Annotated in this window: 21 protein-coding genes and 3 pseudogenes; 13 read left to right on the top strand and 11 right to left on the bottom strand. The window is 69.5% G+C overall.

Annotated features, from left to right (window positions below; genetic code table 11):
- The 7 genes and pseudogenes from ACWD6R_RS03950 to dnaK form a co-directional block, all read right to left on the bottom strand.
- Positions 1-244 (bottom strand): annotated as a pseudogene (locus ACWD6R_RS03950) (UBP-type zinc finger domain-containing protein).
- 18 nt (positions 245-262) lie between these two features.
- Positions 263-718 (bottom strand): thioredoxin, encoded by a 456-nt coding sequence (trxA, locus tag ACWD6R_RS03955; RefSeq protein ID WP_451817247.1) that lies wholly within the window; start codon positions 716-718, stop codon positions 263-265.
- Positions 715-3,348 carry an ATP-dependent chaperone ClpB gene (gene clpB, locus ACWD6R_RS03960; RefSeq protein WP_451817248.1) on the bottom strand — a complete coding sequence of 878 codons (2,634 nt, stop codon included), beginning with the start codon at positions 3,346-3,348 and terminating at the stop codon, positions 715-717. The genes trxA and clpB overlap by 4 nt, the downstream gene beginning before the upstream one ends.
- Positions 3,339-3,722, bottom strand: a complete 384-nt coding sequence (locus ACWD6R_RS03965; protein ID WP_451817249.1) for a chaperone modulator CbpM — start codon at positions 3,720-3,722, stop codon at positions 3,339-3,341. The genes clpB and ACWD6R_RS03965 overlap by 10 nt, the downstream gene beginning before the upstream one ends.
- The gene (locus ACWD6R_RS03970) at positions 3,719-4,693 is read right to left on the bottom strand and encodes a DnaJ C-terminal domain-containing protein (protein ID WP_451817250.1); all 975 of its coding nucleotides are present in this window, start codon (positions 4,691-4,693) and stop codon (positions 3,719-3,721) included. Before ACWD6R_RS03970 ends, ACWD6R_RS03965 begins: the two co-directional genes overlap by 4 nt.
- Positions 4,694-4,699: 6 nt before the next feature.
- Positions 4,700-5,221 (bottom strand): nucleotide exchange factor GrpE, encoded by a 522-nt coding sequence (locus ACWD6R_RS03975; RefSeq protein ID WP_451817251.1) that lies wholly within the window; start codon positions 5,219-5,221, stop codon positions 4,700-4,702.
- Positions 5,222-5,230: 9 nt separating this feature from the next.
- Complete coding sequence (gene dnaK / locus ACWD6R_RS03980) at positions 5,231-7,123, bottom strand: molecular chaperone DnaK (protein WP_451817252.1); 1,893 nt, start codon at positions 7,121-7,123, stop codon at positions 5,231-5,233.
- Positions 7,124-7,411: 288 nt separating this feature from the next.
- Here dnaK and ACWD6R_RS03985 point away from each other — a divergent pair, with 288 nt between their 5' ends.
- The 4 genes from ACWD6R_RS03985 (at position 7,412) to ACWD6R_RS04000 (ending at position 12,900) form a co-directional block, all read left to right on the top strand.
- Positions 7,412-9,193 carry a PucR family transcriptional regulator gene (locus tag ACWD6R_RS03985; RefSeq protein WP_451817253.1) on the top strand — a complete coding sequence of 594 codons (1,782 nt, stop codon included), beginning with the start codon at positions 7,412-7,414 and terminating at the stop codon, positions 9,191-9,193.
- A 455-nt stretch (positions 9,194-9,648) separates the two neighbouring features.
- Complete coding sequence (locus tag ACWD6R_RS03990) at positions 9,649-10,323, top strand: formylglycine-generating enzyme family protein (protein WP_451817254.1); 675 nt, start codon at positions 9,649-9,651, stop codon at positions 10,321-10,323.
- A 343-nt stretch (positions 10,324-10,666) separates the two neighbouring features.
- A complete protein-coding gene (locus ACWD6R_RS03995; RefSeq protein ID WP_451817255.1) occupies positions 10,667-11,116 on the top strand; it encodes a DUF2871 domain-containing protein in 450 nt (149 codons plus the stop codon).
- 284 nt (positions 11,117-11,400) lie between these two features.
- A complete protein-coding gene (locus tag ACWD6R_RS04000) occupies positions 11,401-12,900 on the top strand; it encodes a glutamate synthase subunit beta (RefSeq protein WP_451817256.1) in 1,500 nt (499 codons plus the stop codon).
- A gap of 140 nt (positions 12,901-13,040) precedes the next feature.
- On the opposite strand, the gene ACWD6R_RS04005 is transcribed toward ACWD6R_RS04000, so the two are convergent.
- Positions 13,041-14,456, bottom strand: a complete 1,416-nt coding sequence (locus ACWD6R_RS04005) for a DEAD/DEAH box helicase (RefSeq protein ID WP_451817257.1) — start codon at positions 14,454-14,456, stop codon at positions 13,041-13,043.
- A gap of 319 nt (positions 14,457-14,775) precedes the next feature.
- Complete coding sequence (locus ACWD6R_RS04010) at positions 14,776-15,339, bottom strand: PadR family transcriptional regulator (RefSeq protein ID WP_451817258.1); 564 nt, start codon at positions 15,337-15,339, stop codon at positions 14,776-14,778.
- Between the two features lie 56 nt (positions 15,340-15,395).
- Between ACWD6R_RS04010 and ACWD6R_RS04015 the strand changes: the two genes are divergently transcribed.
- Entirely contained in the window at positions 15,396-15,797 is a 402-nt protein-coding gene (locus ACWD6R_RS04015) for a nuclear transport factor 2 family protein (RefSeq protein WP_451817259.1), read from the top strand.
- A gap of 87 nt (positions 15,798-15,884) precedes the next feature.
- Positions 15,885-16,229, top strand: a pseudogene (locus ACWD6R_RS04020) (HSP18 transcriptional regulator); the annotation flags it as partial.
- Positions 16,230-16,263: 34 nt separating this feature from the next.
- Here ACWD6R_RS04020 and ACWD6R_RS04025 read toward each other — a convergent pair.
- Together ACWD6R_RS04025 and ACWD6R_RS04030 are read right to left on the bottom strand one after the other, a co-directional pair.
- Positions 16,264-17,484 carry a cysteine desulfurase-like protein gene (locus tag ACWD6R_RS04025; protein ID WP_451817260.1) on the bottom strand — a complete coding sequence of 407 codons (1,221 nt, stop codon included), beginning with the start codon at positions 17,482-17,484 and terminating at the stop codon, positions 16,264-16,266.
- A 213-nt stretch (positions 17,485-17,697) separates the two neighbouring features.
- Positions 17,698-17,868, bottom strand: a pseudogene (locus tag ACWD6R_RS04030) (APC family permease); the annotation flags it as partial.
- A gap of 110 nt (positions 17,869-17,978) precedes the next feature.
- Here ACWD6R_RS04030 and ACWD6R_RS04035 point away from each other — a divergent pair.
- The 7 genes from ACWD6R_RS04035 (at position 17,979) to ACWD6R_RS04065 (ending at position 23,615) form a co-directional block, all read left to right on the top strand.
- Positions 17,979-18,296 carry a hypothetical protein gene (locus ACWD6R_RS04035; RefSeq protein WP_451817355.1) on the top strand — a complete coding sequence of 106 codons (318 nt, stop codon included), beginning with the start codon at positions 17,979-17,981 and terminating at the stop codon, positions 18,294-18,296.
- Positions 18,297-18,619: 323 nt separating this feature from the next.
- On the top strand, positions 18,620-18,874 hold the full coding sequence (locus ACWD6R_RS04040; RefSeq protein ID WP_451817261.1) for a hypothetical protein: 255 nt from the start codon (positions 18,620-18,622) through the stop codon (positions 18,872-18,874).
- Positions 18,875-19,228: 354 nt separating this feature from the next.
- On the top strand, positions 19,229-20,416 hold the full coding sequence (locus ACWD6R_RS04045) for an ATP-binding protein (protein WP_451817262.1): 1,188 nt from the start codon (positions 19,229-19,231) through the stop codon (positions 20,414-20,416).
- The gene (locus ACWD6R_RS04050) at positions 20,413-21,255 is read left to right on the top strand and encodes a roadblock/LC7 domain-containing protein (RefSeq protein ID WP_451817263.1); all 843 of its coding nucleotides are present in this window, start codon (positions 20,413-20,415) and stop codon (positions 21,253-21,255) included. Before ACWD6R_RS04045 ends, ACWD6R_RS04050 begins: the two co-directional genes overlap by 4 nt.
- A complete protein-coding gene (locus ACWD6R_RS04055; RefSeq protein WP_451817264.1) occupies positions 21,248-21,640 on the top strand; it encodes a DUF742 domain-containing protein in 393 nt (130 codons plus the stop codon). The genes ACWD6R_RS04050 and ACWD6R_RS04055 overlap by 8 nt, the downstream gene beginning before the upstream one ends.
- Positions 21,641-21,643: 3 nt before the next feature.
- Positions 21,644-22,204 carry a GTP-binding protein gene (locus ACWD6R_RS04060; protein WP_037696762.1) on the top strand — a complete coding sequence of 187 codons (561 nt, stop codon included), beginning with the start codon at positions 21,644-21,646 and terminating at the stop codon, positions 22,202-22,204.
- A gap of 10 nt (positions 22,205-22,214) precedes the next feature.
- On the top strand, positions 22,215-23,615 hold the full coding sequence (locus ACWD6R_RS04065; protein WP_451817265.1) for a cytochrome P450: 1,401 nt from the start codon (positions 22,215-22,217) through the stop codon (positions 23,613-23,615).
- Positions 23,616-23,696: the final 81 nt, after the last annotated feature.

Genomic DNA, 23,696 nt, shown 5'->3' on the forward strand with positions numbered 1-23,696 from the left:
TCAGACCATGTCTTCGTGGACGAAACACCAGTGCCAGTCCTCGCCGGGCTCGACCGCACGATGGGATGTCCAGCCGTGGCGGCATGTCCGCGGGCATGGCGCATCGGGGAGGAGTCGCAGCATCCGACGTGACCACAGGTGAGACAGAGCCGCAGATGGACCCAGGAGGAACCTCGCACCTCTGCGGGGTCCTGGCGGTGACGGGTCGGACCAGTGAGATGTGTGGGTCGGGCGGGATGGTCATCGCGGCCTCCAGGGTCGGTCAGGCGGGCCGGGCGCTGTCCGTCAGTGCCTGCTCCACCCACTGGCGCAGCACCGGGGCCGACGCGGCGCCGGCCTGGCGGGCGATGGTCCGGCCCCGGTCGAGGACCAGCAGAGTGGGGACGGCCTGGACCTCGAAGCGCCGGGCGAGCGCCGGTGACTTGTCGATGTCGACCTTCACAAGTTTGATCCGGCCGGCCAGATCGTTGGCGACCTTCTCCAGAGCGGGGCTGACCATCCGGCAGGGGCCGCACCAGGTGGCCCAGAGATCGACGAGGACCGGCAGACCGGCCTGCTCGGCGACGGTACCGAAGTCGGAGTCCCCCGCTTCGGCGATCCAGGGCAGCGGAGCTCGGCAGTTGCCGCACTGGGGGCGGCCCTGTGCGGCGGCGGGGACACGGTTGGTCTTGCCGCAGGTGCCGCAGCGGGCGGTGTGACTGACCGGGGAGGCGCTCATGACGACTCCTGCGGCTCGTCCTGGAGGGTGAAGGCCAGTTCGTCGTCCTGGGCGTCGACCAGGATCGTCACGCCCTCGGTCGCCTCGCCGCTGAGCAGCGCGCGGCCGATCCTGGTCTCGACCTCGTGGGAGATGAAGCGGCGCAGCGGACGGGCGCCGTAGACCGGGTCGTAGCCTTCGGCGGCGATGAGGCGGCGTGCCGGTTCGGTGAGGACGAGGGAGATGCGCTGGTCGGCGAGGCGACGGCGCAGCTCGTCGAGGAGCAGGTCGACGATGCGTTCGATCTGCGCCAGGCCGAGCGGGTGGAACAGGACGATGTCGTCGACACGGTTGAGGAATTCGGGGCGGAAGTGGCTGTTGAGCTCACCCATCACGAGTTCCCGTACCTCGGGCTTGATCTCACCGGCGTCGGTGGCGTCCTCGAGCAGGTACTGGGATCCGAGGTTCGAGGTCATGATGACGACTGTGTTGCGGAAGTCGACGGTTCGACCCTGGGCATCGGTGATCCTGCCGTCGTCCAGGACCTGGAGCAGCATGTTGAAGACGTCGGCGTGGGCCTTCTCGATCTCGTCGAAGAGGACGACGGAGTACGGCTTGCGGCGCACCGCCTCGGTGAGCTGGCCGCCCTCCTCGTAGCCGACGTATCCAGGAGGTGCGCCGACGAGGCGGCTCACGGTGTGCCTCTCCTGGTACTCGCTCATGTCGAGGCGGATCATGTTGCTCTCGCTGTCGAAGAGTGCGGCGGCGAGGGTCTTGGCCAGCTCGGTCTTTCCGACGCCTGTGGGGCCCAGGAAGATGAACGAGCCGATCGGCCGGCGCGGGTCGCGCACTCCGGAGCGGGCCCGGATCACCGCGTCGGCGACCAGCTGTACGGCCTCGTCCTGGCCGATGACCCGCTCGCGCAGGATCTCGTCCAGGCGCAGCAGTTTCTGCCGTTCGCCTTCCTGGAGCCGAGTGACGGGGATACCGGTCCAGGCGGAGACGATCTCGGCGATCTCTTCGGCGGTGACCACCTCGCGCAGCAGCCGTGTCTCGCCCTGTTTGACGGCGAGTTGCTCCTCTTCGGCGGCAAGGCGGCGTTCGAGCTCGCTGATGGTGCCGTAGCGCAGCTGGGCGGCGCGGTTCAGGTCGTAGGCGCGTTCGGCCTCCTCGGCCTCCTGCCGGGCACGTTCCAGTTCCTGACGCAGTTCCTGGACGCGGCGGATGGCCTGTCGTTCGGCCTCCCACTGGGCATGCTTGGCGTCCGCATCGCCCCGCAGGTCGGCCAGTTCACGGCGCAGGTCGTCCAGGCGGGCACGGCTTGCCGGGTCGGTCTCCTCGGCCAGGGCCGCCTCCTCGATCTCCAGCCGGGTCACCCGACGGGTGAGTTCGTCCAGTTCGGCCGGCATCGAGTCGATCTCGGTGCGCAGCCGCGCGCACGCCTCGTCGACCAGGTCGATGGCCTTGTCGGGGAGGAAGCGGTCGCTGATGTAGCGGTGGCTGAGGGTGGCGGCGGCGACCAGCGCGCCGTCCTGGATCTTGACGCCGTGGAAGATCTCCAGGCGCTCGCGGATCCCACGCAGGATGGAGATCGCGTCCTCGACGGTCGGCTCGTCCACGAGGACGGTCTGGAAACGACGTTCCAGGGCGGCATCGGACTCGATGTGCTTGCGGTACTCCTCCAGCGTGGTGGCGCCGATCATGTGCAGTTCGCCGCGGGCCAGCATCGGCTTGAGCATGTTGCCCGCGTCCATGGCGCCCTCGGCGGCGCCGGCACCGACGACGGTGTGCAACTCGTCGACGAAGAGCAGGATCGAGCCCTCGGCACCCTTGACCTCCGCCAGGACGGCCTTGAGGCGTTCCTCGAACTCGCCGCGGTACTTGGCTCCGGCCACCAGCGAGCCCATGTCGAGCGAGAACACCGTCTTGTCCCGCAGCCCCTCCGGTACGTCACCGCGCACGATCCGCTGGGCCAGACCCTCGACGATGGCGGTCTTGCCGACGCCGGGTTCGCCGATCAGAACGGGGTTGTTCTTGGTCTTGCGGCTGAGGATCTGGATCACCCGCCGGATCTCTGCGTCCCGGCCGATCACCGGGTCGAGCCGACCGGTGCGGGCCTCCACGACCAGGTCTCGGCCGTACTTCTCCAGAGCCTCGTAGGCGGCTTCCGGGTTGGCGGAGGTGACCCTCTGGTGGCCACGCACCTGGGTGAGGGCGGCGAGGAAGGTGTCCTTGGTGATGCCTTGTTCGGCGAGCCGTCGGCCGGCGGCGGTGGCCGAGCCCTCGTCCACCAGGGCCACGACCAGGTGCTCGGTCGAGACGTATTCGTCCTTGAGGCGTTTGGCCTCCTGCTCCGCCGTGTCGAGCAATCGGGCGAGGCGCTGGGTGATCATCACCTGGCCGGGGGCGGCGCCCGGTCCCGTGGTGCGCGGGCGCTTGGCGAGATCGGCTTCGACGGCGCCCCGCAGCGCGGCCGGGTCGGCGCCGGCTCCGGCTCTGGCGAGCAGCCGGGTCGTCAGGCCGTCCTGCCGGTCGAGCAACGCCAGCAGCAGATGCTCCCCGTCGACCTCGTTCTGGCCGAGCCGCACCGCCACGCTCTGCGCTTCCTGCAGCGCTTCCTGGGACTTCTGCGTGAGGCGGTTCATGTCCATGACGTTCGCTCCTCGGCGGCTCGTCGGCTGCGCCGCAGCGCCCTCTCCAGATTGTCGATACGGTCGAGCAGGTCCAGTACGACCCCGACGGCCGCGTAGTTGAGCGACAGACCGGTCCGCAGTCGCTGCACGCGGGCGATGGCCGACGGAGCGGTGGTACGGAACCACAGTCGCCCGTGGGCGTCCCGCTCGGCGTCCAGCAGACCAAGGGCTACGAAGCGGCGGACCAGGTCGGGCGAGAGGCCGCTGCGTCGGGCGACACCGGCCAGGGACAGCTCGTAGGGGGTGATCCGGCAGATCCGGACCAGCGGATACCGGGCGACGGCTCGGCCGTGCGCGGCGTCTTCGGCGGGAGAACGCTGATCGTCACTCATGCCTGCTTCCTCGGGTCGAAGGTCGAGACCCCGGCCAGCTCCTCGAACAACTCGCGTTCGCGCGGGCTCGGCGACGAGGGCACGATCACCTGGATCTCGGCGTAGAGGTCACCGGCGGAGCCCTTGGGGTGGGGCATCCCCTCCCCGCGCAGCCGCAGCCGCCGGCCGGTGGAGGTACCCGGGGGGACGTGGACCTTCGCGGTGCCGCCGGGGCCGGTGACCGGCACGGTCGCCCCCAGGACGGCCTCCCAGGGCGTGACCGGCAGATCGACGTGGATGTCGCGACCGGTGAGCCGGTACCGGGGGTGGGGGGCGATACGGACCACGAGGTAGAGGTCCCCCGCGGCGCCTTGACCGCGGCCCCGGCCTCCCTCCCCCGCGAGCCGGATGCGCTGCCCGTCGACGACACCCGCGGGGATGTTCACGTCATAGCTGCGCTCCCCGCCGGGGCCACCCAGGGTGATCTTCCGCCGGCCGCCGCGGTAGGCCTCTTCCACGGTGAGGGTGAACTCGGCCTCCTGGTCGGCGCCGGGTACCGTCCCTGGCCCGCGGCCCGCCCGGCCGCCGAACACACCCCCGAAGAGGTCCTCGAAGTCGAAGCCGGCGGTGGCGAAGTCGCCTTCCGTCCAGACCCGGGCGCCTCCACGGCCCGCGCCCCGGCCCCCCTGGAAGGGTCCGCCGCGGTACGCTCCGGCTCCGGCCCCGCGGAAGCCCTGTGCTGCCGCGACCCGCTCGTCGTAGTCCTCCGGGATCTGCCGGAAGTCGGCGCCGAACCGGTCGTACCTGGCCCGGGTATCGGGGTCGGAGAGGACTCCGTACGCCTCGTTGATCTCCTTGAAGCGCTCCTCGGCGGCCGGATCCTTGTTGACATCCGGGTGGTGACGCCGGGCCAGGGTGCGGAATGCCTGCTGGATCTCGGCCGCGTCGGCGGTCCGGGGGACGCCCAGCACCTCGTAGTAGTCGCGTGCCATGGCGGGTTACTCCTGCTTTCGGCTGACCGCTACCGCCGCCGGTCGCAGTTGGCGGTCGGGGTCGCCGTAGCCGGGGCGCAGCACCTGGACGACGGTTCCCGGGGCGGTGTCCTGGTCCTCGACCACGGAGACCACCTCGTGCAGCACGGGGTCGAAGGGGACACCGGTCTCGTCGTGGCGCGGATAGCCGAGGCTTCTCAGCACGTCCAGGGCCTGATCGCGTACCGCCTGAACACCGCGGACGATCGTTTCGGGGTCCGCGTCGGCATGGGCGAGGGCCAGTTCGAGGTTGTCGACGACCGGGAGCCAGACGGCCGTGGCCCTGGCTCGTTCCGCCTCCAGCTCCCGGGGGCGGTCGCGGGCATACCGCTTGCGGAGGTTGTCCAGATCGGCGAGGGCTCGCCGCCACCGGTCCTCCAGCTCCTCGGCGTCGAGGGCCGACGGGCCCTGCGGTGCGGGTGCCTCTTCCTGCGGATGCTCCGTCCGGGCTGCGTCCTCGGCGGGAGGTGCCTGGTCATGTTCCGACATGACGCCACCTCAGCCCCGGTCGAACTCGGCGTCGATGACGTCGTCGTCGCCACCGGAGGGCCCGCCCGAGGCGGACGTTGCGCCCTGGTCCGCGGTCTGTGCCGCCGCGGCGGAGTGGGTGGCCAGTGCGGCGTAGATCTGCTGGAGTTCGGAGCTGAGGGCGCGGGCGCGGCCCACCGGCGCCTCCTCCTTGACTGCGGTACGCGCCTCCTCGATGACCATTTCGGCGCGGGCGCGCTCGTGCTGCGGCGCGGCGTCACCGAGTTCTCCCAGCCGGCGCTCCACCTGGTACGCGGCGGCGTCGAGTTCGTTACGGGCGTCGACGGCCTGGCGCAGCGCCTGGTCGGCGGTGCGGTTGCGCTCGGCCTCCTCGATCATCCGATCGACCTCGGCCTGGTCGAGGTTGGATCCCTCGCTGATCGTGATCGACTGTTCGGCGCCGGTGTCCTTGTCCTTGGCGCCGACCTTGAGGATGCCGTTGGCGTCGATGTCGAAGGTGACTTCGATCCGGGTCTCCCCGCGGGGGGCGGGCCTGAGGTCCTCCAGCCTGAAGCGGCCCAGCACCCTGTTGTCGGCGGCCAGTTCGCGTTCGCCCTGGAGCACCACGATGTCGACGGCCGGCTGGTTGTCCTCGGCCGTGGAGAAGACCTCGGACCGTCGGGCGGGGATGGTGGTGTTCCGCTCAATGATCTTCGTCATGACGCCGCCCGCGGTCTCCACGCCCAGCGAGAGCGGGGTGACGTCCAGCAGGAGGACGTCCTTGACCTCGCCCTTGAGCACCCCGGCCTGAACGGCGGCGCCCAGCGCCACCACCTCGTCCGGATTGACGCTCATGTTGGGGTCCTTGCCGCCGGTCAGGCGCCGTACCAGAGCCTGTACGGCCGGGATACGCGTCGAGCCGCCGACCAGGATGACCTCGTCGATGTCGTTGTCGCTGATCTTCGCGTCGCCCATCGCCTGCTTGACCGGGGCCAGGCAGCGCTCCACCAGATCCGCAGTGATCTGTTCGAAGGTGGAACGGCGGACGGTCTCGGTGAGGTGTTTGGGCCCGGAGGCATCCGCCGTGACGAACGGCAGACTCACCTGGGTCTGGGTGACCGAACTCAGTTCGGTCTTCGCCTTCTCGGCCGCCTCGAACAGGCGCTGCAGGGCCTGCGGGTCCTTGCGCAGGTCGATGCCCTCGGTCTTCTGGAACGCGTCCGCCAGATAGTCCACCAGCCGGCGGTCGAAGTCGTCGCCGCCCAGATGGGAGTCGCCGGCCGTCGACCGTACCTCCACCACGCCGTCGCCGACGTCGAGGATGCTGACATCGAAGGTGCCGCCGCCGAGGTCGAAGACCAGGACTGTCTCATGGCCCTTCTTGTCCAGACCGTAGGCCAGGGCTGCGGCGGTCGGCTCGTTGATGATCCGCAGAACTTCCAGACCGGCGATCTTTCCCGCGTCCTTCGTGGCCTGTCGCTGAGCGTCGTTGAAGTAGGCGGGTACGGTGATGACAGCCTCTGTCACACGCTCGCCGAGCGACTTCCCCGCGTCCTCGGCCAGCTTGCGCAGCACCTGCGCGCTGATCTCCTCCGGCGCGTACTGCTTGCCGTTCACCTCGAAGCGGGCCACCCCGCCCGGTCCCTCGACCACGTCGAAGGAGACCGCCTTGGCCTCCTCGGGGACCTCGTCGAAGCGACGGCCGATGAACCGCTTCGCGGAGGTGATGGTGCCCTTGGGATTGAGGATCGACTGCCGGCGTGCCAGCTGTCCGACCAGCCGCTCGCCGGTGTCGGAGAAGGCGACCACCGAGGGTGTGGTCCTGGCTCCCTCGGCATTCGGGATCACGGTGGGCTCACCGCCCTCCCAGACCGCGATGACCGAGTTGGTCGTGCCGAGGTCGATACCTACTGCCCTGGCCATGGGATTCTCCTCCGTCGCGGCACTGACCGAACACCGCGGCTGCCGGGATCACGGGCCCGCTCGCGGCCACACAGGGGAAAGGGTGGCGCGGCGGCGCACGCGTTTCCCTGCCCCGGCAGGACCAATCCGGGCTGGCCCGCCCGTCCCGCGAGGTCAGGGCGTCCACCGGGCCAGCTGAGGTGGCCCGGTGCCGGACGGCGTAGCGTGAAAGGCGGAGAGCTGCTGTGTCGAGACACGAATGGATCTCCGATGGATGCTGCCCGCTCCGGATCATCGACGGTGTGTGCTGTGCGCCCGATCCCGCAGCGCTGGGCCGGCCGGCACACGTTCCTCCGTCTCACCACGGCGATGTTCGACGCCACCGACGAACGTGAGGTGGTGTGGGCGGCCATGGCGGCGATCGCCGTCACCGGGCCGTTCGCGGCAGAAGCGGCCTATGCGGCTCACCACGGCGTCGCGCAGCGGTGTCGCCGGTGTTCCACGGCCGGCTCCGGTCATTCCCGGCCGGGCATCGTGGCATCGTCCGTCACGGCGGCCGAGCCCGCCGTGACGGACGACGACCCGACGGCCGCCGACGGCGTCGACCGGTGGGTCGGTGCGCTGGAGGGCCGCAGCGGGCGCTGGGACGACCAGGACGGCCACTGCCTGTGGGCCTTGGCGCTGCGCCACCACGGGCGATGTCTCGGCTACCTCGTCGTTCGCATACTGGACACCCCCTCGGCCGAGGAGACCGCCGACGCCGAGCTGCTCGCCCGGCAGGCCGCAGCCGCACTCGCGGGACTGAGCCGGCCATGGGAGAAGCCCGCCCAGGCCGAGAGGGAACTGTGGCCGACGGCGGAGGAACCCGGACCCGGGGTCGATCTCAGCGCCACCGTGTCCACCCTTTCGTACCAGAACGCCTTTCACCGAGCCCTCACCCGTGTCGGGGCCTCCGGCAAGGGTGAGAAGGGGATGCTCCGGGCCCTGCACGACCACACGGGTTTCTCTGCACTGACCGAGGATCCCTTCGGCAATCTGCGGGCGTGGGCAGGCCCCGGCCGTGGCGGACCGCGCCCCGGATCGGCGAACCGGCCCCGGGACGAGTTGCTGCGGCAGGTGCGGCGCCGGCAGGGCGCCGTCCGCGACCGGGACCGACTGGTCGTCCCCATCGAGGCGGCGGGCGACCTGCTCGGACTGGTCGCCCTGGTGGACCCCGACCGACGTGTGGGGAAGCTGGACACCGCGGCTCTGGAGGAGACGGGCCTGGCCCTGGCCCCCGAGCTCTCCCACGAACGCGCTCTCGCCGAGCTGGAGCCGAGGCTGCGCCACGACCTGGTCGAAAGACTGATCTCCGGTGAGGCGACCGACGGCGTGTTCGTCCATGCCGCCGCCCTCGGTCACGACCTGCACGGGCCGCACCGCATCGCCGTGCTGCAGTGGGACGGAGCAGCGGAGGAGGTGACGCTGGGCGACGCCGTCGCGCGGGCGTCCGAGCGCCTGGGACTGGATGTGCTCATCGGTGCCCGAGAGACCACCACGGTCGTCCTGGTGGCGGGTCCCGATCCCGGCGATGCCCTGTACCGAGCCGTCGCGCAGGACCTCGGCACGGCGACCGGGGCCGTCGGCGTCGGCAGCCGCTGCGACCTCTTCACCGAACTGCCGCACTCCTACGACGAGGCCGTCCGTGCTCTCACCGTACGGCGCAGATCTCCGGAACCGCACGGCAGCACCAGTTTCGAGGACATCGGCATCTGCCGCATGATGGGAACCGGGGACGGCGAACGGGAGACCGACCGCTTCGTCAGGGAATGGCTCGGAGCTCTTCTGGAGTACGACGCCCGACACCACACCGACATGGTCACCACGCTCTCGCACTACCTGGAGAGCGGCGGCAGCTACGACACCACGGCCGACGTTCTGCAGATCCACCGAAGCACCGTGCGCTACCGCCTCCGGCGCATCCGCGAGATCACCGACCACGATCTCGGCGATGTCGAGACCCGGCTCAACCTGCACGTTGCCACTCGCATCCGCAACGTTCTCGGCAAACCAGGAACGGCACGGACATCGCCTCGTTCGACATCCCCTTGACTGCCCTCGGGCGCGAGGAGCACCACCCTGCCGTCGCTTGTCGGGGTGGTGCGCCGTCGTGCGCATGACCGAGAGTCGCGCCGCGAAGTCACGTAAACACAACAGGCCGGGGAAGGAGAAACGCGCCCCCGACGGACGACCGGTGAACTCACACGGCTCCTCCTCCGACGGCGGGCTGGCAGAACGGACCTCCGGCCCGCCGGAGGTGCCGTTCGGTTCGCCGTTCACGGCCGTTCGGTCCGTTCGCCGTCCAACTGAAGTCCCTTACCTGGCAAGGCTGGTGTCGGCCGACACCTGGTTCCGGAAATTCCGCAGCCCAACCCACGGGCAGCTCCGAGACGACGACGATCACGCCTCAGTATGATCGCCTGCTAACTCCGGCGCTCCGCGCCTACGCTCCAAGGATTCGATTCCCCCACCGACTAAAGCCGGTGGCCCCCTCGAAAGAAGGTCTGATGGACGTGAACGCAGGAATCGAGTTGATCGCCACTCCGCCGGGGCGGGTGACGCTGTCGGACCGGCGAACGCAGCGAAGCTGGTCGACCGAGCTCGCGCCCTATCGGTTGGCGGCGTTCCCGATCACTCAGGCGCACTATGCGCAGGTCACCGGTCAGCGCCCGAGCAGCGCCCAAGGCGACCAGTTGCCCGTCGAAGGCGTGTCCTGGTGGGACGCGGTCCGATTCTGCAACACCCTTTCCGAGCAAGAGGGGTTGGCAGCCGCCTATCGCCTCCGCGCTGACGCCGAGGGCATCGAGTGGGACGCATCTGCTGACGGGTACCGGCTGCCGACCGAGGCCGAGTGGGAGCACGCATGTCGTGCCGGTACGGCCGACGCGCGGTACGGGCAGCTCGACGAGATCGCCTGGCACCGCGGCAACTCCCGTGAGCGGATTCACGACGTGGGCGGCAAGCAGCCCAACGCGTGGGGCATGTACGACATGTTGGGCAACGTGTGGGAGTGGTGCTGGGACATCTACGATGCCGAGGTCTACGGCAGCTATCGGGTACTGCGTGGCGGTGGATGGTTTGACGAGCACTGGAGCTGCCGGGCCTCGGTGCGGCGCCGCAGCCACCCGACCTTCCAGATCGACGACGTAGGATTCCGCATCGCGCGTTCCGTGCTGCGCTGACGTGCGTCATGTGCGGCGACTGCTTCGCCCGCAGGACCGGCAGAGTGGTGCATCGGCGCCGATCCATGCGGTAGACCGCCTGCTGCGCCCGGCCGAGGACGGATCGTCCGGGCGTCCGGCAGGGCTCGTCCACAAGAGACGCTTCAGCGCCGGCTGCGGAAGGTACGACGCAGCGGCGACCCAGCCCGTCGGGGATTTCCCAGGGGATGAAGTGGCCGCCGTCGGCGAGAGACGCTCGACCCGGCTTTGTACTTTCTCCCGAACCCGGCAGACAGCTACCACCCGGAATGCTTCAATGGCCCTCGTCGGGGCGGCACTTGATCGGCAGGGAGCTGGCGCGGAGATGCGGAAGTCGTACGTAGCGGCACACGTCTACATGATTCTGGGAGTGATCTCCGGGCTGTTCTACCGGGAGTTCACCAAGGCCCACGATTTTCAGGGCGACACGCAACTGGCAGTCATGCACACCCACTTGCTCGCCCTGGGCATGCTGGGCTTCCTCATCGTCCTCGCCCTCGACAAGCAGTTCCAGCTGTCCGGGACGAAACTCTTCACCGCGTTCTTCTGGTTCTACAACGCGGGCATCGCAATCACCGTCATCATGATGGGCGTCCACGGCACCGAGACAGTGCTCGGCAAGCACGTCCCCGAGGCCGTGCCGGGGATCGCCGGCCTGGGCCACACCCTCCTCACGGTCGGTCTCATCCTGCTGTTCGTCCTGCTCGGCAAGCGCCTCGACAAGCCCACCACGACAGGTACCACGGAGCCGGAGCCCGCGAAGACCTCGACCTGAACCGTCGAGGCCGGGGAGACCCTCGTGGAGGCCCTCGCACGCAAGGTACGAGGTAGCGGACGAGACCGGGTGGCGCCTCCGCCACCCGCGGCAATTCCCTGGCAGCACCCCCCCTGACCGCCTCAAGGGGAACCAGGTGCCCGGAGAGTTCTCGGTCCACGACCTGATCACAGGAGCGGGACCCACCCGGACGGGTCGGAGCCCGCAGGCCGATGAAAGCGGTAGAAAGCAGGCGTAGGCTGGCCGAAACGCCGGTACACCGCAAGGGGCGACGGAGGCGGCGCATGACCGACCCTTTCGGCTTCCTCAAAGTTCCCCGCCGGCCCGCCCCGGCACGCCCCGTCGATGAACGGCTGAGCGACTGGGACGAGGTCTACGCGGGCCAGCCACGCCTTCCGCTCGTGTCCGAGCAAGCGGGACGCTGCATGGACTGCGGCATACCGTTCTGCCACCACGGCTGCCCGCTGGGAAACCTCATACCCGAGTGGAACGCCTACGCGGCACGGGCCGACTGGCGGGCCGCCGCCGAGCGACTGCACGCAACGAACAACTTCCCGGAGTTCACCGGGCGGCTGTGCCCGGCGCCGTGCGAGGACGCGTGCGTGCTCACCATCAATGCCGATCCAGTGACGATCAAGAACGTCGAACAGGCGATCGCCGACCAGATCTGGGCGCGCGGGTACGCGACACCGCAACCGCCCGAGCGGCTCAGCGGGAATACCGTCGCCGTCATCGGCTCCGGACCCGCCGGACTGGCGGCGGCGCAACAGCTCACCCGCATCGGTCACACCGTCGCCGTCTACGAGCGGGCCGACCGCATCGGCGGACTGCTGCGCTACGGGATCCCCGCATTCAAGATGGAGAAGCACCACCTGAACTGCCGCATCGAGCAGATGCGGGCCGAAGGAACCAAGTTCCGCACGGGTGTGGACGTCGGCAGCGATCTCGACGCCACCGAACTCAGAAGACGTCACGACGCGGTGGTCGTCGCCGTAGGAGCCAGGGGACAACGTGAGCTGCCCGTCCCCGGTCGCGAGCTGGACGGCATTCATCAGGCCATGGACTACCTGACCCTCGCCAACCGGGTCAGGGAGGGCGACTACGTCTCGCCTCCCGTCACCGCCGAGGGCAAGCACGTGGTGATCATCGGCGGCGGGGACACCGGCTCGGACTGTCTCGGCACCGCCCTGCGCCAGGGCGCGAGCTCCGTGGTGCAGCTGGATATCAATCCGGAGCCCGGCGAGACCCGGCGGGACACCGAGCCGTGGCCCACGTATCCGAAGGTCTATCGGATCTCCCATGCCCATGAGGAGGCCCGGGGGCGGAAGGGCGCGGATCCGAGAGTCTTCGCCTCCGCCACCCTCCGTTTCGAAGGGGACAAGACCGGCCACTTGCGCGGACTGCGCCTGGCGAAGGTGGAACCCGTGGTCAGAAGGCCGCTGCCGGGCACCGAGCATCTGATGGCGGCGGATCTGGTCCTGCTCGCCCTCGGCTTCTACGGTCCCGAACGGGGCACCGGTCTCATGAAGCAGCTCGGGCTCACCCTGGACGACCGGGGGAACTTCGCCCGGGATGCCGCTTTCGCTGCCGAGACGGTCGAGCAGACGGTCCGCACCAGGACGGACGGGGTCTTCATCGCCGGTGACGCAGGACGTGGCCAGTCCCTCGTGGTGTGGGCCATCGCGGAGGGCCGGTCCGCCGCGGCCGCGACGGACCGGTTCCTGAGTGGCTCCACCGTCCTGCCTGCCCCCATCGCGCCAGGGGACCGGCCTCTGGCGGCATGAGCACCCCCGGCGTGGCCGTGCCCGTCGGGACGGAACGTGGCTCAGGGCCGGCCGGAACGCCTCGATGGTCCGCCCGGCTCGGCACGCGCAGGCAGCCGGTCGCTGTCCACGGTCCGTCCGCTCCCCGGTCCCGGCCCCCGCTACGAGCCCCGGCGCACCCGTGCGGCTTTGCGGGCCTCGGCCAGCTTGCGGGCCTCGCCTCCGCGGCGGGACCCGCCACCGGCGCGCCCGGAATCGCCCCGGGCCGTGCCCATGCCGCGGAACGGGGCGTGGCCGCCGACGGGACGCGCCGCGGCTGGACCGCCGTCGAGAGGAAGGCCGGACGGGACGCGGGCACCGGTGATCCGGCTCAGTTCCGCCTCACCCGAGCGCACCTTGGCGATCTTCGGCGTAATGCCGGCGTCGGCCATCAGCCGGCTCATGTCGCGGCGCTGGTTCGAGAGGACCAGGGTGACGACGCTGCCGGATTCACCGGCACGGGCGGTGCGCCCGGCACGGTGCAGATAGTCCTTGTGGTCGCTGGGCGGATCGACGTTGACCACCAGGTCGAGGTCGTCCACGTGCAGGCCCCGGGCAGCGACATTGGTGGCCACCAGTGCGGTGACCTGACCGTTCTTGAACTGTGCGAGGGTGCGCGTGCGCTGGGGCTGGGACTTGCCGCTGTGCAGCGCGGCGGCGCGGACACCGCTGGCCCGCAGGTGCTTGGTCAACTGGTCGACCGCGTGCTTGGTGTCCAGGAACAGGAGCACCCGTCCGTCCCGGGCCGCGATCTCGGTCGTGACGGCGTACCGGTCGGCGCCATGGACGGTCAGTACATGGTGTTCCATCGTCGTGACCGCCCCTGCCGACGGGTCGACCGAGTGGACCGCCGGGTCGTGGAGGTAGCGGCCGACCAGGAGGTCGACGTCGCGGTCCAAGGTGGCCGAGAACAGCATCCGCTGGCCGTCGGGGTGCACTTGGTCGAGCAGTTCGGTGACCTGGGGCAGGAAGCCCATGTCACACATCTGGTCGGCCTCGTCCAGGACGGTGATGCGCACCCGGTCCAGGCGACAGTCCTTGCGCTCGATGAGGTCGTGCAGGCGTCCGGGCGTCGCAACAACGACCTCGGCCCCGGCCCGCAGTTCGCCGGCCTGCCTGCCGATCGACATGCCGCCGACCACCGTGACCATCCGCAGCTTCAGCTCCCGGGCGTACGGCGTGAGCGCCTCGCCGACCTGCTGGGCCAGCTCCCGGGTCGGTACGAGGATCAGCCCGAGCGGCCGTTTCGGCTCCGCGCGTCGGCCTGCGATCCGCGTGAGCAGCGCCAGACCGAAAGCGAGGGTCTTGCCCGATCCGGTGCGGCCCCGGCCCAGGACGTCCCGGCCCGCGAGGGAATTGGGCAGCGTGGCCGCCTGGATCGGGAACGGGTGGTTCACGCCGAGGCCGGTGAGCGTCTTCAGCAGGGCGGGTGGAAGATCCAGGTCGGCGAACGACGCGGCCGCCGGCAGGGCCGGGGTGATCGTCTCCGACAGGGCGAACTCGTCCTGCGTGGTGTCCGTGCGAGCTGGGTACTTCATGACGAGCCTTCCTCGATGTGCGGCACGTATCGAGGAATTCCCGGCAGGCGGAGAAGCCGGCAAACCGCAAGAACGGGCAAATGGAGATGATGGGATCCGACCAACGGTAACAGCCCGGGCCCACCAGGAGCGCGCCACCTCGATCAGCCGTCGGCGGACCGGCGCGGCGTGGGGAACGACGACGGATCCGGGCCGTCGCGCCGGCCGGGCGAACTCGCGCGTCCCGGCCGCCTGCTCGACGCCGCCGCACAGGGCCTCGGCGCGTGGCGTGCGGTGCGCCCGGGATGACTGCTCCGCCGGTCGTCGCTGACGCCACCACCTAACGGGACACGCCGGTGCGCTGTTCCAGGGCGCGCAGGGCCTGCTCGGCCCATGTGATGTTCTCCTGCTCGAAGGCCCGGCCCCGCATGAGGGTGAGGTAGGGGCCGATGCGCTCGGCGTGGGCCAGGTGCTCCTGCTCCGTCCGCCCGTCGAGCAGGCGGTCACGGAGCCGGTCGTAGCGGGCGAGCTTGGCCCTGGCCGACTCCAGCCGCTCGGCGATGGCCGCGCGCACGGCGTCGGGGTCACCTTCGTCCATGGCATGCACCTTGACCATCAGCTCGTCGCGGATGGCCGTGGGCCTGGGCAGTTCGGCGGTGAAGTCCCGCAGGGCCTGGCGTCCGGCCTCTGTCAGGGAGAACAGCCGCTTGTTGGGGCGCCGTACCTGCTGGACGAGCCGGGCCTCGATCAGGCCGTCGGACTCCATGCGGTCGAGCTCCCGGTACAGCTGCTGTGGGGTCGCCATCCAGAAATTGGCCACCGAGGCGTCGAACCCCTTGGCCAGGTCGTACCCGGAGGCCTCGCCGTCCAGAAGTGCCGCGAGTACCGCATTGCGCAATGCCATGACGGCAGCCTAACATCCGCACCTAGTCAACTATTTGCCTATGAGAGGTGGCCGGGATGCATCCCTTCCGCAAGGCGGTCGAGGCCGAGGACCACGCTGCTATTGAGGCTCTGCTGGCCGAGAACGTCGTGTTCACCAGCCCTGTGGCGTTCAAGCCGTACCAGGGGAAGGCGATCACCGCATCGATCGTGCGCGGCGTCTCGCGCGTCTTCACCGACTTCCATTACGTACGCGAGATAGCGGGAGCGGACGGGCGCGACCACGCCCTCGTCTTCAAGGCGAAGGTCGGCGACCGGGAGATCAACGGCTGCGATTTCCTGCACTTCGACGAGGACGGCAAGATCGACGACTTCATGGTGATGGTTCGCCCCATGTCGGCCGCGCAGGCACTGGCGGCAGCCATGGGCGCCGAGTTCGAGCGGATCACCCGGGAGGCGACGGAGGCGACGGGCGCCTGACGGAGCGCGCCCATGCGCTCGCCGTCGGACCCCCACTCCTGCCCCGGGGTCCGGCTCGGCCCCACCGTTCTTCGCCGACGCCCAGGTCGGCTCGGGGCATGGGAGACGTGCCTCGCCGAGACGGCCCGCGAGGCGGGTGCCGGTTGGGCCGACCTTGCGGGCCCCCTCGGCGTCGCCGGCCGCCCGGCGGCCGAACGCCGCTATCTGCGTCTGCGCCCCGGAGCCGACGGCACCACGGGCGAACAGCGGGGCAAAGCCACCCGGGACCGCCGCGCGGGCGACCGGACCATCACCGCGTGGGCCCGTACCAACACGGCCGACCTGCGCACGCTCGCCGGGCAGATCACCGCCATGACCGATCTTCCCGCTGCTGCCCGCACCTGCCTAGGACACCTCCGCCAGGACAGCACGACCCGGCGCCAGGACACCTGACGCACACCGGCACCTCGCGAGTGGGCCGCCCGCGTCAGCCGGTGGCGGGCGAGGTGCCCAGGAAGCCGGACAGGGCGTCCAGCAGCCGGTCGACGTCCTCGGCGCTGTTGTAGGGGGCCAGGCCGATCCGCAGTCCGCCCTCGTCGCCCAGTCCGAGCCTGCGGGATGCCTCCAGCGCGTAGAACGAGCCGGCCGGAGCATCGACACCGTGCTCCGCCAGGTATCGCGAGGCGGCGGTGGCGCTTCGGTCCGCCAGGGTGAGCATCAGGGTCGGCGTGCGGTGGGCGGCCCGGGAGTGCACGGTGACACCGCCGAGGGCGGCCAGTCCTTGCTCGATACGGGCCCGCAGGGCGTCCTCGTGGGTCTCGATCGCCTCGAAGGCGGCGAGGAGCCGTTCCCGGCGGGTGCCGTCGGTGCTGGGGGCCAGTCCAGCGAGGAAGTCCACCGCCGCGCGGGTACCGGCGAGCAACTCGTAGGGCAACGTGCCCAGTTCGAAGCGCTCGGGAACCGCGTCGGTGGAGGGCAGGAGCTTGTCCGGCCGCAGCGTCTCCAGCAGCTCGGGGCGGCTCGCCAGCACGCCGAGGTGCGGGCCGAGGAATTTGTACGGCGAGCAGACCAGGAAGTCCGCGCCGAGGCCGGGCAGGTCGACGGCGGCGTGCGAGGCGTAGTGCACCGCGTCCACATGCAACAGCGCTCCGGCCCGGTGTACGAGGTCGGCGACAGCCGGGATGTCGGGGCGGGTGCCGATCAGATTGGACGCTGCGGTGACGGCGACCAAGCGGGTGCGCGCGGAGAGCGCCGGTGCGATGTCGTCGGCCGTCAACTCACCGGTGGCCGGGTCGAAGTCTGCCCAGCGGACGGTGGCGCCCACAGTCTCGGCCGCCTGGATCCAGGGGCGGATATTGGAGTCGTGGTCGAGCCGGCTGACGACCACCTCGTCGCCGGGGCCCCAGTTCTTGGCGAGGGTGCGCGACAGGTCGTAGGCGAGCTGGGTGGAGCTGCGGCCGAAGACGATGCCCCGCGGATCGGCGCCCAGCAGGTCGGCCAGCGCGCGGCGGGCGCCGGTCACGACAGCCTCCGCGTTGCGCTCGCCCTCGGTGGTGACGCCCCGGTTGGCCAGCGGGTTGGCCAGTGCGTCCGCGATGGCGTCGATCACCGGTTGCGGCGTCTGGGTGCCGCCGGGGGCGTCGAAGCGGGCGGAGCCCGACTTCAGGGCGGGGAACTGGGCGCGGACGGCGTCGACATCGAAGGTCATGCGGACTCCTCTGGGCGAGATGACGAGGTGGGCGCCACGGTACGGGGAGCGGAAGCACGGCTGCCGGTGGGGGGAGCCCTGCTCTGCACGGGAGTGCTGCATGGTGGTGCGGCGGGTTCGCGCCTGTCCCCCGCCGGCCGGCCGCGTCGTGTCGTCCGTCGCGCGGACAGGGGGAAGGGTGCCCCCTATCACGCGTGCCCCGTCCATTTTCGGTCAGGAAGTGGCCCGCAGATGGTCGACGCCCGAGCGCACCGCCCATACGAACACGATAAGCGCGACGGCGCCCACCGTGACGGAGTCGTACGGCGCCGGCAAGCGCCCGGAACCGCCGAAGGTGCCGAGCCAGGACAGCAGGGTCAGCACGGCCAGATGGCAGACCAGCCAGAGTGGCCGACCACCTGAAGCCGCCCCTCGACGTGGCTCTCGCCAAGACAGTCCGATCGCTGCCGGACGGCCCCGATCTTGCCTTCGAGGCCAAGATGGACGGCCACCGGATGCTCATCTTCCGCGCGGCCGACACCGTTCACTGTCAGTCCCGCTCTGGGCGGATCGTCACCGCGGCTTTCCCCGACCTCGCCGTGGCCGCGACGGACCTGGCACCGTGGTCTGTTCTCGACGGGGAAGCTGCGATTGTTGTCGACGGAACAACCGACTTCGGGGCCGTAGTCCCGTGCGGCAAGCGGTGTCGCCCGAGCCCGCGAGCTCGCCCGCAGGCACCCCGCCTCGTATGTCGCGTGGGACGTCCTGGAGCGATGACAGATTCAGCCGTCACCAGGAGACATACCTGGTCCGTACTGTCCTTGGGGGCGTGAGCTCGATGCCCGCGATGTCCCTTGTTGTAGCTGGTCAGGACCGGCGTGGCGGTGCCGACTTCTTGCGCCGACTGTCGGCCGACAGGGCCCGGGCCCCTGCTTCACTTGCGGTGCAGTGAGTTGAGCCGCGTCCCGCGCGAACTCACACCTGCATCACCCGTTACGGATCTCATGGCATAGATCGTTTAGGCTCTGGTCAGTCTCGGGGTGTACTTAAGTCGTCAACTTCCGGCTCAAAAGGTGCAGTTCAAGACAGTGGGCGTCAATTCCGATCGCCCTTTCGCAGGGGCGGGGGCCTGCGGATCGTCTCAAGAGATGACACAGTGCCGCAATTCACATTCAACCTCCCCTTCAAGGCACCCGTCAGCGAGCACCTCGGGTATGCCCGTGAGCGACACCTGCGCTGGGTATGGGAGATGGGGCTGGTGTGCAGCCAGGCCGGGTTCGAGGAATATCAGTCCTGGGACCTTCCCCAGGCGGCGGCGCGAACCTACCCCCACGCTTCGGCCGACGACATGGTCATCCTCATGAACTGGGCGCCGCCACCTGCCGATGAGGTCCTTCAGGGGTCTGGTTGACGGTGCCGCAGATCGATGTGAGAGATTGTCACTCCTCTTGTGAAGAACCGATTGACGGATCGGTGGCGAGAGGGGTGGCGGATGGCAGATGCGGGGTCGAAAGGTCATGTCAAACCGCTGCTCCGGCAGCTGTGTTGGGCGTATGCGGCGCCATAGCAGGCGTCCGAGGAGGCGAAGATCCGGTGATAGCATCCCGGCATCTGTGATCTTGATCCATTTGACGCAGATGCTGATTTGTGATCGGCGGCAGTCTCTCCGTGTAACAGCAGGTGAACCGTGCCGATCAGCTGTGTTGCGGGTCCTCGCGAGGTGTATCCGCAGCCGTCCGCATGCCATGCGCCGGGAAAGGTTTCCATGAATCGAGACGCACTTGTGTGGTGCTTGGTTGCGGTGGCGGCGATAGCCGTTGTCGCGGTCGTGGCACTCGTCGCCCGCAACAGAGCGCTGGGGGCGAAGAAGCAGCATACCGAGGCCGAACTGAGGCGCCAGCTACTCACGACAGACAGCCACCTGCACTCGTCGCGCGCCGAGCTGCAGAGGTTCCGGAACGAGCAGGACGCCACGCTCCGCGAAGCCAAGGAAGCGGCGGAGGAGAACACCAAGGCCGTCCTCAAGGGTGCCGCCAGCTTCCTGCAGAGCCTCGCGGCCGAGCAGACGACACTTCTGGACGGCATCCAGCGCAAGTACGGCGGAAACGCCGTCCTCAGCGACCTGTTGGACGTCAACCACGCCAACGCCCAGATGGCGCGCAAGGCTCAGGGCATCGCCGTCATGTGCGGTGCGCCGCTCGGCCGTCGCAACAGGCCCGCCAGCGTCTACGACGTGGTGCGCAGTGCCCAGGGCCAGATCCGCAACTTCCACCGGGTCGCCATCATGCAGCAGCCCGGTCTCGCCCTGAAGGCGTCCGCGGTCGCGCCCGTCGCCCTCGCCGTGGCGGAGCTGCTTGACAACGCTGCCAGCTTCTCGCAGCACGACGCGCCGATCGAGGTGACGTTCCAGCGCGTCCAGAACAACCTGTGCATCATCATCGATGACGCCGGTGTCAGCATGAACGACGAAGAGCGGCAGCGGGCGACCGCGCTGCTCTCCGGAGAAGCCGCCCCCCGTCTGTCGCAGCTCGGGACTCAGCCGAAGTTCGGCTTCCCGGTCGTCGGCCTGATCGCGCGTCAGCACGGTTTCAAGGTGGACGTCACCGGAGTCTCCCGATACGGCGGCGTCAGGGCCGTCGTCCTCTTGCCCGAGGAGCTGTGGACCATGGAGGAGATACCGCCCGCCCAGGAGGCTCCGGTCAGCAATATCCGGCGCGCCACCGAGAGCCGGCCCCAGAGCGCGACGTCGCGCACGATGCACGGTCTGCCCAAGCGCGGCGCACGCCAGGCGCCCATCGCGAGCGTCCCCGATCCCGACACCACCTCGCCGGCGCCGCGGACCCCGGGGGAGACAGGCCGCGCTTCCGGGCGCAGCCTGGGGGCCTTCCAGCGCGGCACGCTCTCCGGCCGCAACCTTGACGCCACCTCGCTCGAAGGGTCCGAAGACGCATGACCGCAGACCTGTCGTGGATGCTCGAGGACATCGTGCACAACGTGCCCCGTGCACGGCACGCAGTCCTGCTGTCCGCGGACGGCCTTCCTCGCGGCGCGACGGAAGGCCTGGCCGAGAAGGATGTGCGCACCATCTCCGCCGCCATGGCCGGGATGCAGTCGCTCAGCCGGGCGACGGCCCACTTCGCCGGACCGGAGGAGGACCGGCAGTGGAACCAGACCATCATCGAGTTCTCGCATGGCTGGAGCTTCCTGATCGGGGCAGGGCAGGGCGCCTACCTCGCCGCCGCAGCCGCGCCCGATGTGGACATGCAGCAGATCTCCTTCCGCATGCACCGCCTTGTCGCCCGGCTGGGCAACAACCTCACCTCGCCGCCGAGGGTGAGCGCCGAGGACGCCGGAGGTGCGCGGGGGAGCGCCCCCCGGCAGCAGAGCTCCGGTGACGCGGGATTCGTCCTGGGCGAGCTCGACCAGGTGATGTCCGAGGTCAAGGGTGCCCGCCACGCGGTGCTGCTGGGATCGGACGGCCTTCCCCGCGGGGCGACCAACGGGATGAGCCGCGACCTCGCGGACACGATCTCCGCGGCCATGACGGGCATCCATGCCTACAGCCGGGTCACCTCCCAGTTCGCGGGGGTCCTCGAGGACGCGGAATGGCGTCAGACGGTCATCGAGTTCCAGCACGGCTGGATCTTCCTGATGGCGGCCGGCCCCGGTGCCTTCCTGGCCGCTGCCGCCGAACACGACTGCGACATAGAGGAGTTCACCACGCGTCTGCACGAGGTGGTTCCCAGACTGACCGCGGCGGCGACACCGGGGAAGGGGACAGGCCATGCCTGACGGGCCCGAACAGGATGAAGAGCTGGAACTGACGTCTCCGTTAGTCCCCCTTTTCGTGATCACGAACGGACGAGCGCTGCCCCCGGACCACGAGTACGAGCACACGACGCTCGTGACGGCGGCGGCAGAGGACGGACCGGTCGCGGCGCGCACGCTGTCCCCGGAAGCGGGGCAGGTCATGGACCTGGTCGCGAACGGCTTCCTGTCCGTGGCCGAGGTGGCAGGGCGCACGCACCTGCCCCTGGGCATCGTCCGCATCCTGCTGGCGCAGTTGGAGGAGGACAGACTCATCCTCGTGAGGAGACCGATACCGCGCGCCGAACGTGTCGACAGAGAACTGGTCAGCGCCGTGCTCGAGGGCCTGAAGAATCGATTCGGAGCGTAACGCGTGTACCTGGATCCAGATGTCTCCCACGCGGTGAAGATCCTCATAGTGGGGCACTTCGGGGTCGGCAAGACCACCTGCATCGGCAGTCTCTCCGAGATCGAGCCCCTACGGACCGAGGAAGAGATCACCGAGGCCAGCGTGGGCTTCGATGACCTGTCGGGCACACCCGACAAGAAGACCACCACCGTCGCCATGGACTTCGGCCGGCTCACCCTCAGCGACACCCTGGTGCTCTACCTCTTCGGAACGCCCGGCCAGGAGCGCTTCAAGGAGATGTGGGAGGAGCTCTCCCGGGGCGCCCTGGGCGCGCTGGTCCTAGTCGACCCGGAGCGACTGCACGAGTCCTTCCCCGTCCTGGACCTCGTCGAACGTTTCGGCCTGACGTACGCCATCGCCGTGAACCACTTCGAGGGCACCACGGACTACCCGCTCGACGAGGTGCGCGAGGCCCTGAACCTCACCGCCGAGACCCCTGTCGTGGAGTGCGACGTACGGGACGAGAACTCCTCGGCGCAGGCCCTCATCACCCTCGTGAAACACCTCATGTCCCAACTCGGCTAGGAGCGCAGGAATGCAACAGCCACTTGAACCGCAGGAGATACCCCCCGGCTGCCCCGCGCAGGGGAACGTCCAGATGTACGGCCCCTTGTTCGGAGCCGACCCCGACAGCCACTACGCACAGCTGCGTTCGTTCGGTCTCAGTGCGCCCGTGGACATCGCCCCCGACGTCCAGGCCGAGCTCGTCACCAGCTACGACGCTGCTCTGTACGTCCTGCAGAACCCCGCCTCCTTCGTGCGCGACTCCCGCCGCTGGAACGCCCTCAACGAAGGGCGCGTCCCGGCCGACAGCCCGGCACTGCCCATGATGGGTTACCGCCCCAACGCGCTCTTCAGTGACGGTGCGGCACATGCCCGACTGCGTCAGGCCGTTACCGACAGTCTCGCCACGGTCAACGAGCACCAGCTCATCAGGCAGGCACAGCAGTCCGCCAACTACCTGATCGGCCAGTTCAGTACCGACATCCGCGGCCAGGCGGAGCTGATGGCCGAGTACGCCCAGCCGCTGCCTCTGCTGGTCTTCAGCGACTTGTTCGGCTGCCCGCCCGAGATCGGCGACCGCGTGATCGCCGGGATCAGTGGCATCTTCGAGGGCACACCCGGGGCCGACGAGGTGCTCGGCGGGGCGCTCACCGAGCTGATCGCCCTCAAGCGGCGGCGCCCGGCAGCCGACCTGACGACGCGTCTGATGGAGCACCCGGCCCAGCTGAGCGACGAGGAGGTGCTGCACCAGCTGGTCACCCTGCTCTCCGGTGGCACCGCGCCGCTGGCCGCGGCCATCGGCACCAGTAGCGCCCTGTACCTCGGGGAGGACTGGCAGGTCGGCCTCCCGGTCGAGGACGCGGTCTCCCAGACCCTCTGGAACTACGCGCCGATCGCCAACTACGCGGCCCACTATCCGACTCACGACGTCGAGCTCGGCGGCAGGGTGATCCGGGCCAACGACCCGGTCCTGATCTCATTCGCCGCGGCCAACACCGACCCGAAGCTGACCGAACACCGCGAACAGCTCAGCGCCAAGGCGCACTTGGCGTTCGGAGCGGGCCCGCACGCCTGCCCCGCCAAGGACCCGGCTTTCATGATCGCCGTGACTGCCGTCGAAGCACTGCTCAACCGGCTTCCCGACGTCGAGATGCGTGTCCCGTTCAAGGCGCTCACCTGGGCGCCGAGCCCGTGGAGCCGCTCGCTGGTCACCCTCCCGATCCGCTTCACCCCGAGGGCTGTTTCCCGGGCAGCCGAGTCGGCCGGATCGAACGCGGGCCAGATGCCCCAGCAGCAGACAGCCGCCTCCTCGCCCTCCACCGCCGGACCCTCGCCCTCCACCGCCGGACCCTCGCGCACGAACGCCGGTGTCGCGCCGCAGCCCAAGGGCGGCCTGTTCAGCCGCTTCCTGGCGTGGAGCAGGGGCGAGTGAGGCAAGTGTGATTTTAGTAACCTCCTGAACACTCAGTGGTAGTGGATGCTTTAACGATCATGTGGGTATGCATGGCGGCTG

The sequence above is a fragment of the Streptomyces sp. NPDC005151 genome (assembly GCF_053599875.1).

Bases quoted from the DNA above. Each gene is read 5' to 3' on its own strand.
- ACWD6R_RS04055 (WP_451817264.1), top strand. From the start codon at position 21,248: ATGCCTGACGGGCCCGAACAGGATGAAGAGCTGGAACTGACGTCTCCG.
- ACWD6R_RS04000 (WP_451817256.1), top strand. From the start codon at position 11,401: ATGACCGACCCTTTCGGCTTCCTCAAAGTTCCCCGCCGGCCCGCCCCG.
- ACWD6R_RS04045 (WP_451817262.1), top strand. From the start codon at position 19,229: ATGAATCGAGACGCACTTGTGTGGTGCTTGGTTGCGGTGGCGGCGATA.
- ACWD6R_RS03965 (WP_451817249.1), bottom strand. From the start codon at position 3,722: ATGAGTGACGATCAGCGTTCTCCCGCCGAAGACGCCGCGCACGGCCGA.
- ACWD6R_RS04065 (WP_451817265.1), top strand. From the start codon at position 22,215: ATGCAACAGCCACTTGAACCGCAGGAGATACCCCCCGGCTGCCCCGCG.
- ACWD6R_RS03995 (WP_451817255.1), top strand. From the start codon at position 10,667: ATGCGGAAGTCGTACGTAGCGGCACACGTCTACATGATTCTGGGAGTG.
- ACWD6R_RS04050 (WP_451817263.1), top strand. From the start codon at position 20,413: ATGACCGCAGACCTGTCGTGGATGCTCGAGGACATCGTGCACAACGTG.
- ACWD6R_RS04015 (WP_451817259.1), top strand. From the start codon at position 15,396: ATGCATCCCTTCCGCAAGGCGGTCGAGGCCGAGGACCACGCTGCTATT.
- ACWD6R_RS03970 (WP_451817250.1), bottom strand. From the start codon at position 4,693: ATGGCACGCGACTACTACGAGGTGCTGGGCGTCCCCCGGACCGCCGAC.
- ACWD6R_RS03975 (WP_451817251.1), bottom strand. From the start codon at position 5,221: ATGTCGGAACATGACCAGGCACCTCCCGCCGAGGACGCAGCCCGGACG.
- ACWD6R_RS04035 (WP_451817355.1), top strand. From the start codon at position 17,979: ATGCTCATCTTCCGCGCGGCCGACACCGTTCACTGTCAGTCCCGCTCT.
- ACWD6R_RS03990 (WP_451817254.1), top strand. From the start codon at position 9,649: ATGGACGTGAACGCAGGAATCGAGTTGATCGCCACTCCGCCGGGGCGG.
- ACWD6R_RS04010 (WP_451817258.1), bottom strand. From the start codon at position 15,339: ATGGCATTGCGCAATGCGGTACTCGCGGCACTTCTGGACGGCGAGGCC.
- clpB (WP_451817248.1), bottom strand. From the start codon at position 3,348: ATGGACATGAACCGCCTCACGCAGAAGTCCCAGGAAGCGCTGCAGGAA.
- ACWD6R_RS04025 (WP_451817260.1), bottom strand. From the start codon at position 17,484: ATGACCTTCGATGTCGACGCCGTCCGCGCCCAGTTCCCCGCCCTGAAG.
- trxA (WP_451817247.1), bottom strand. From the start codon at position 718: ATGAGCGCCTCCCCGGTCAGTCACACCGCCCGCTGCGGCACCTGCGGC.
- ACWD6R_RS04005 (WP_451817257.1), bottom strand. From the start codon at position 14,456: ATGAAGTACCCAGCTCGCACGGACACCACGCAGGACGAGTTCGCCCTG.
- dnaK (WP_451817252.1), bottom strand. From the start codon at position 7,123: ATGGCCAGGGCAGTAGGTATCGACCTCGGCACGACCAACTCGGTCATC.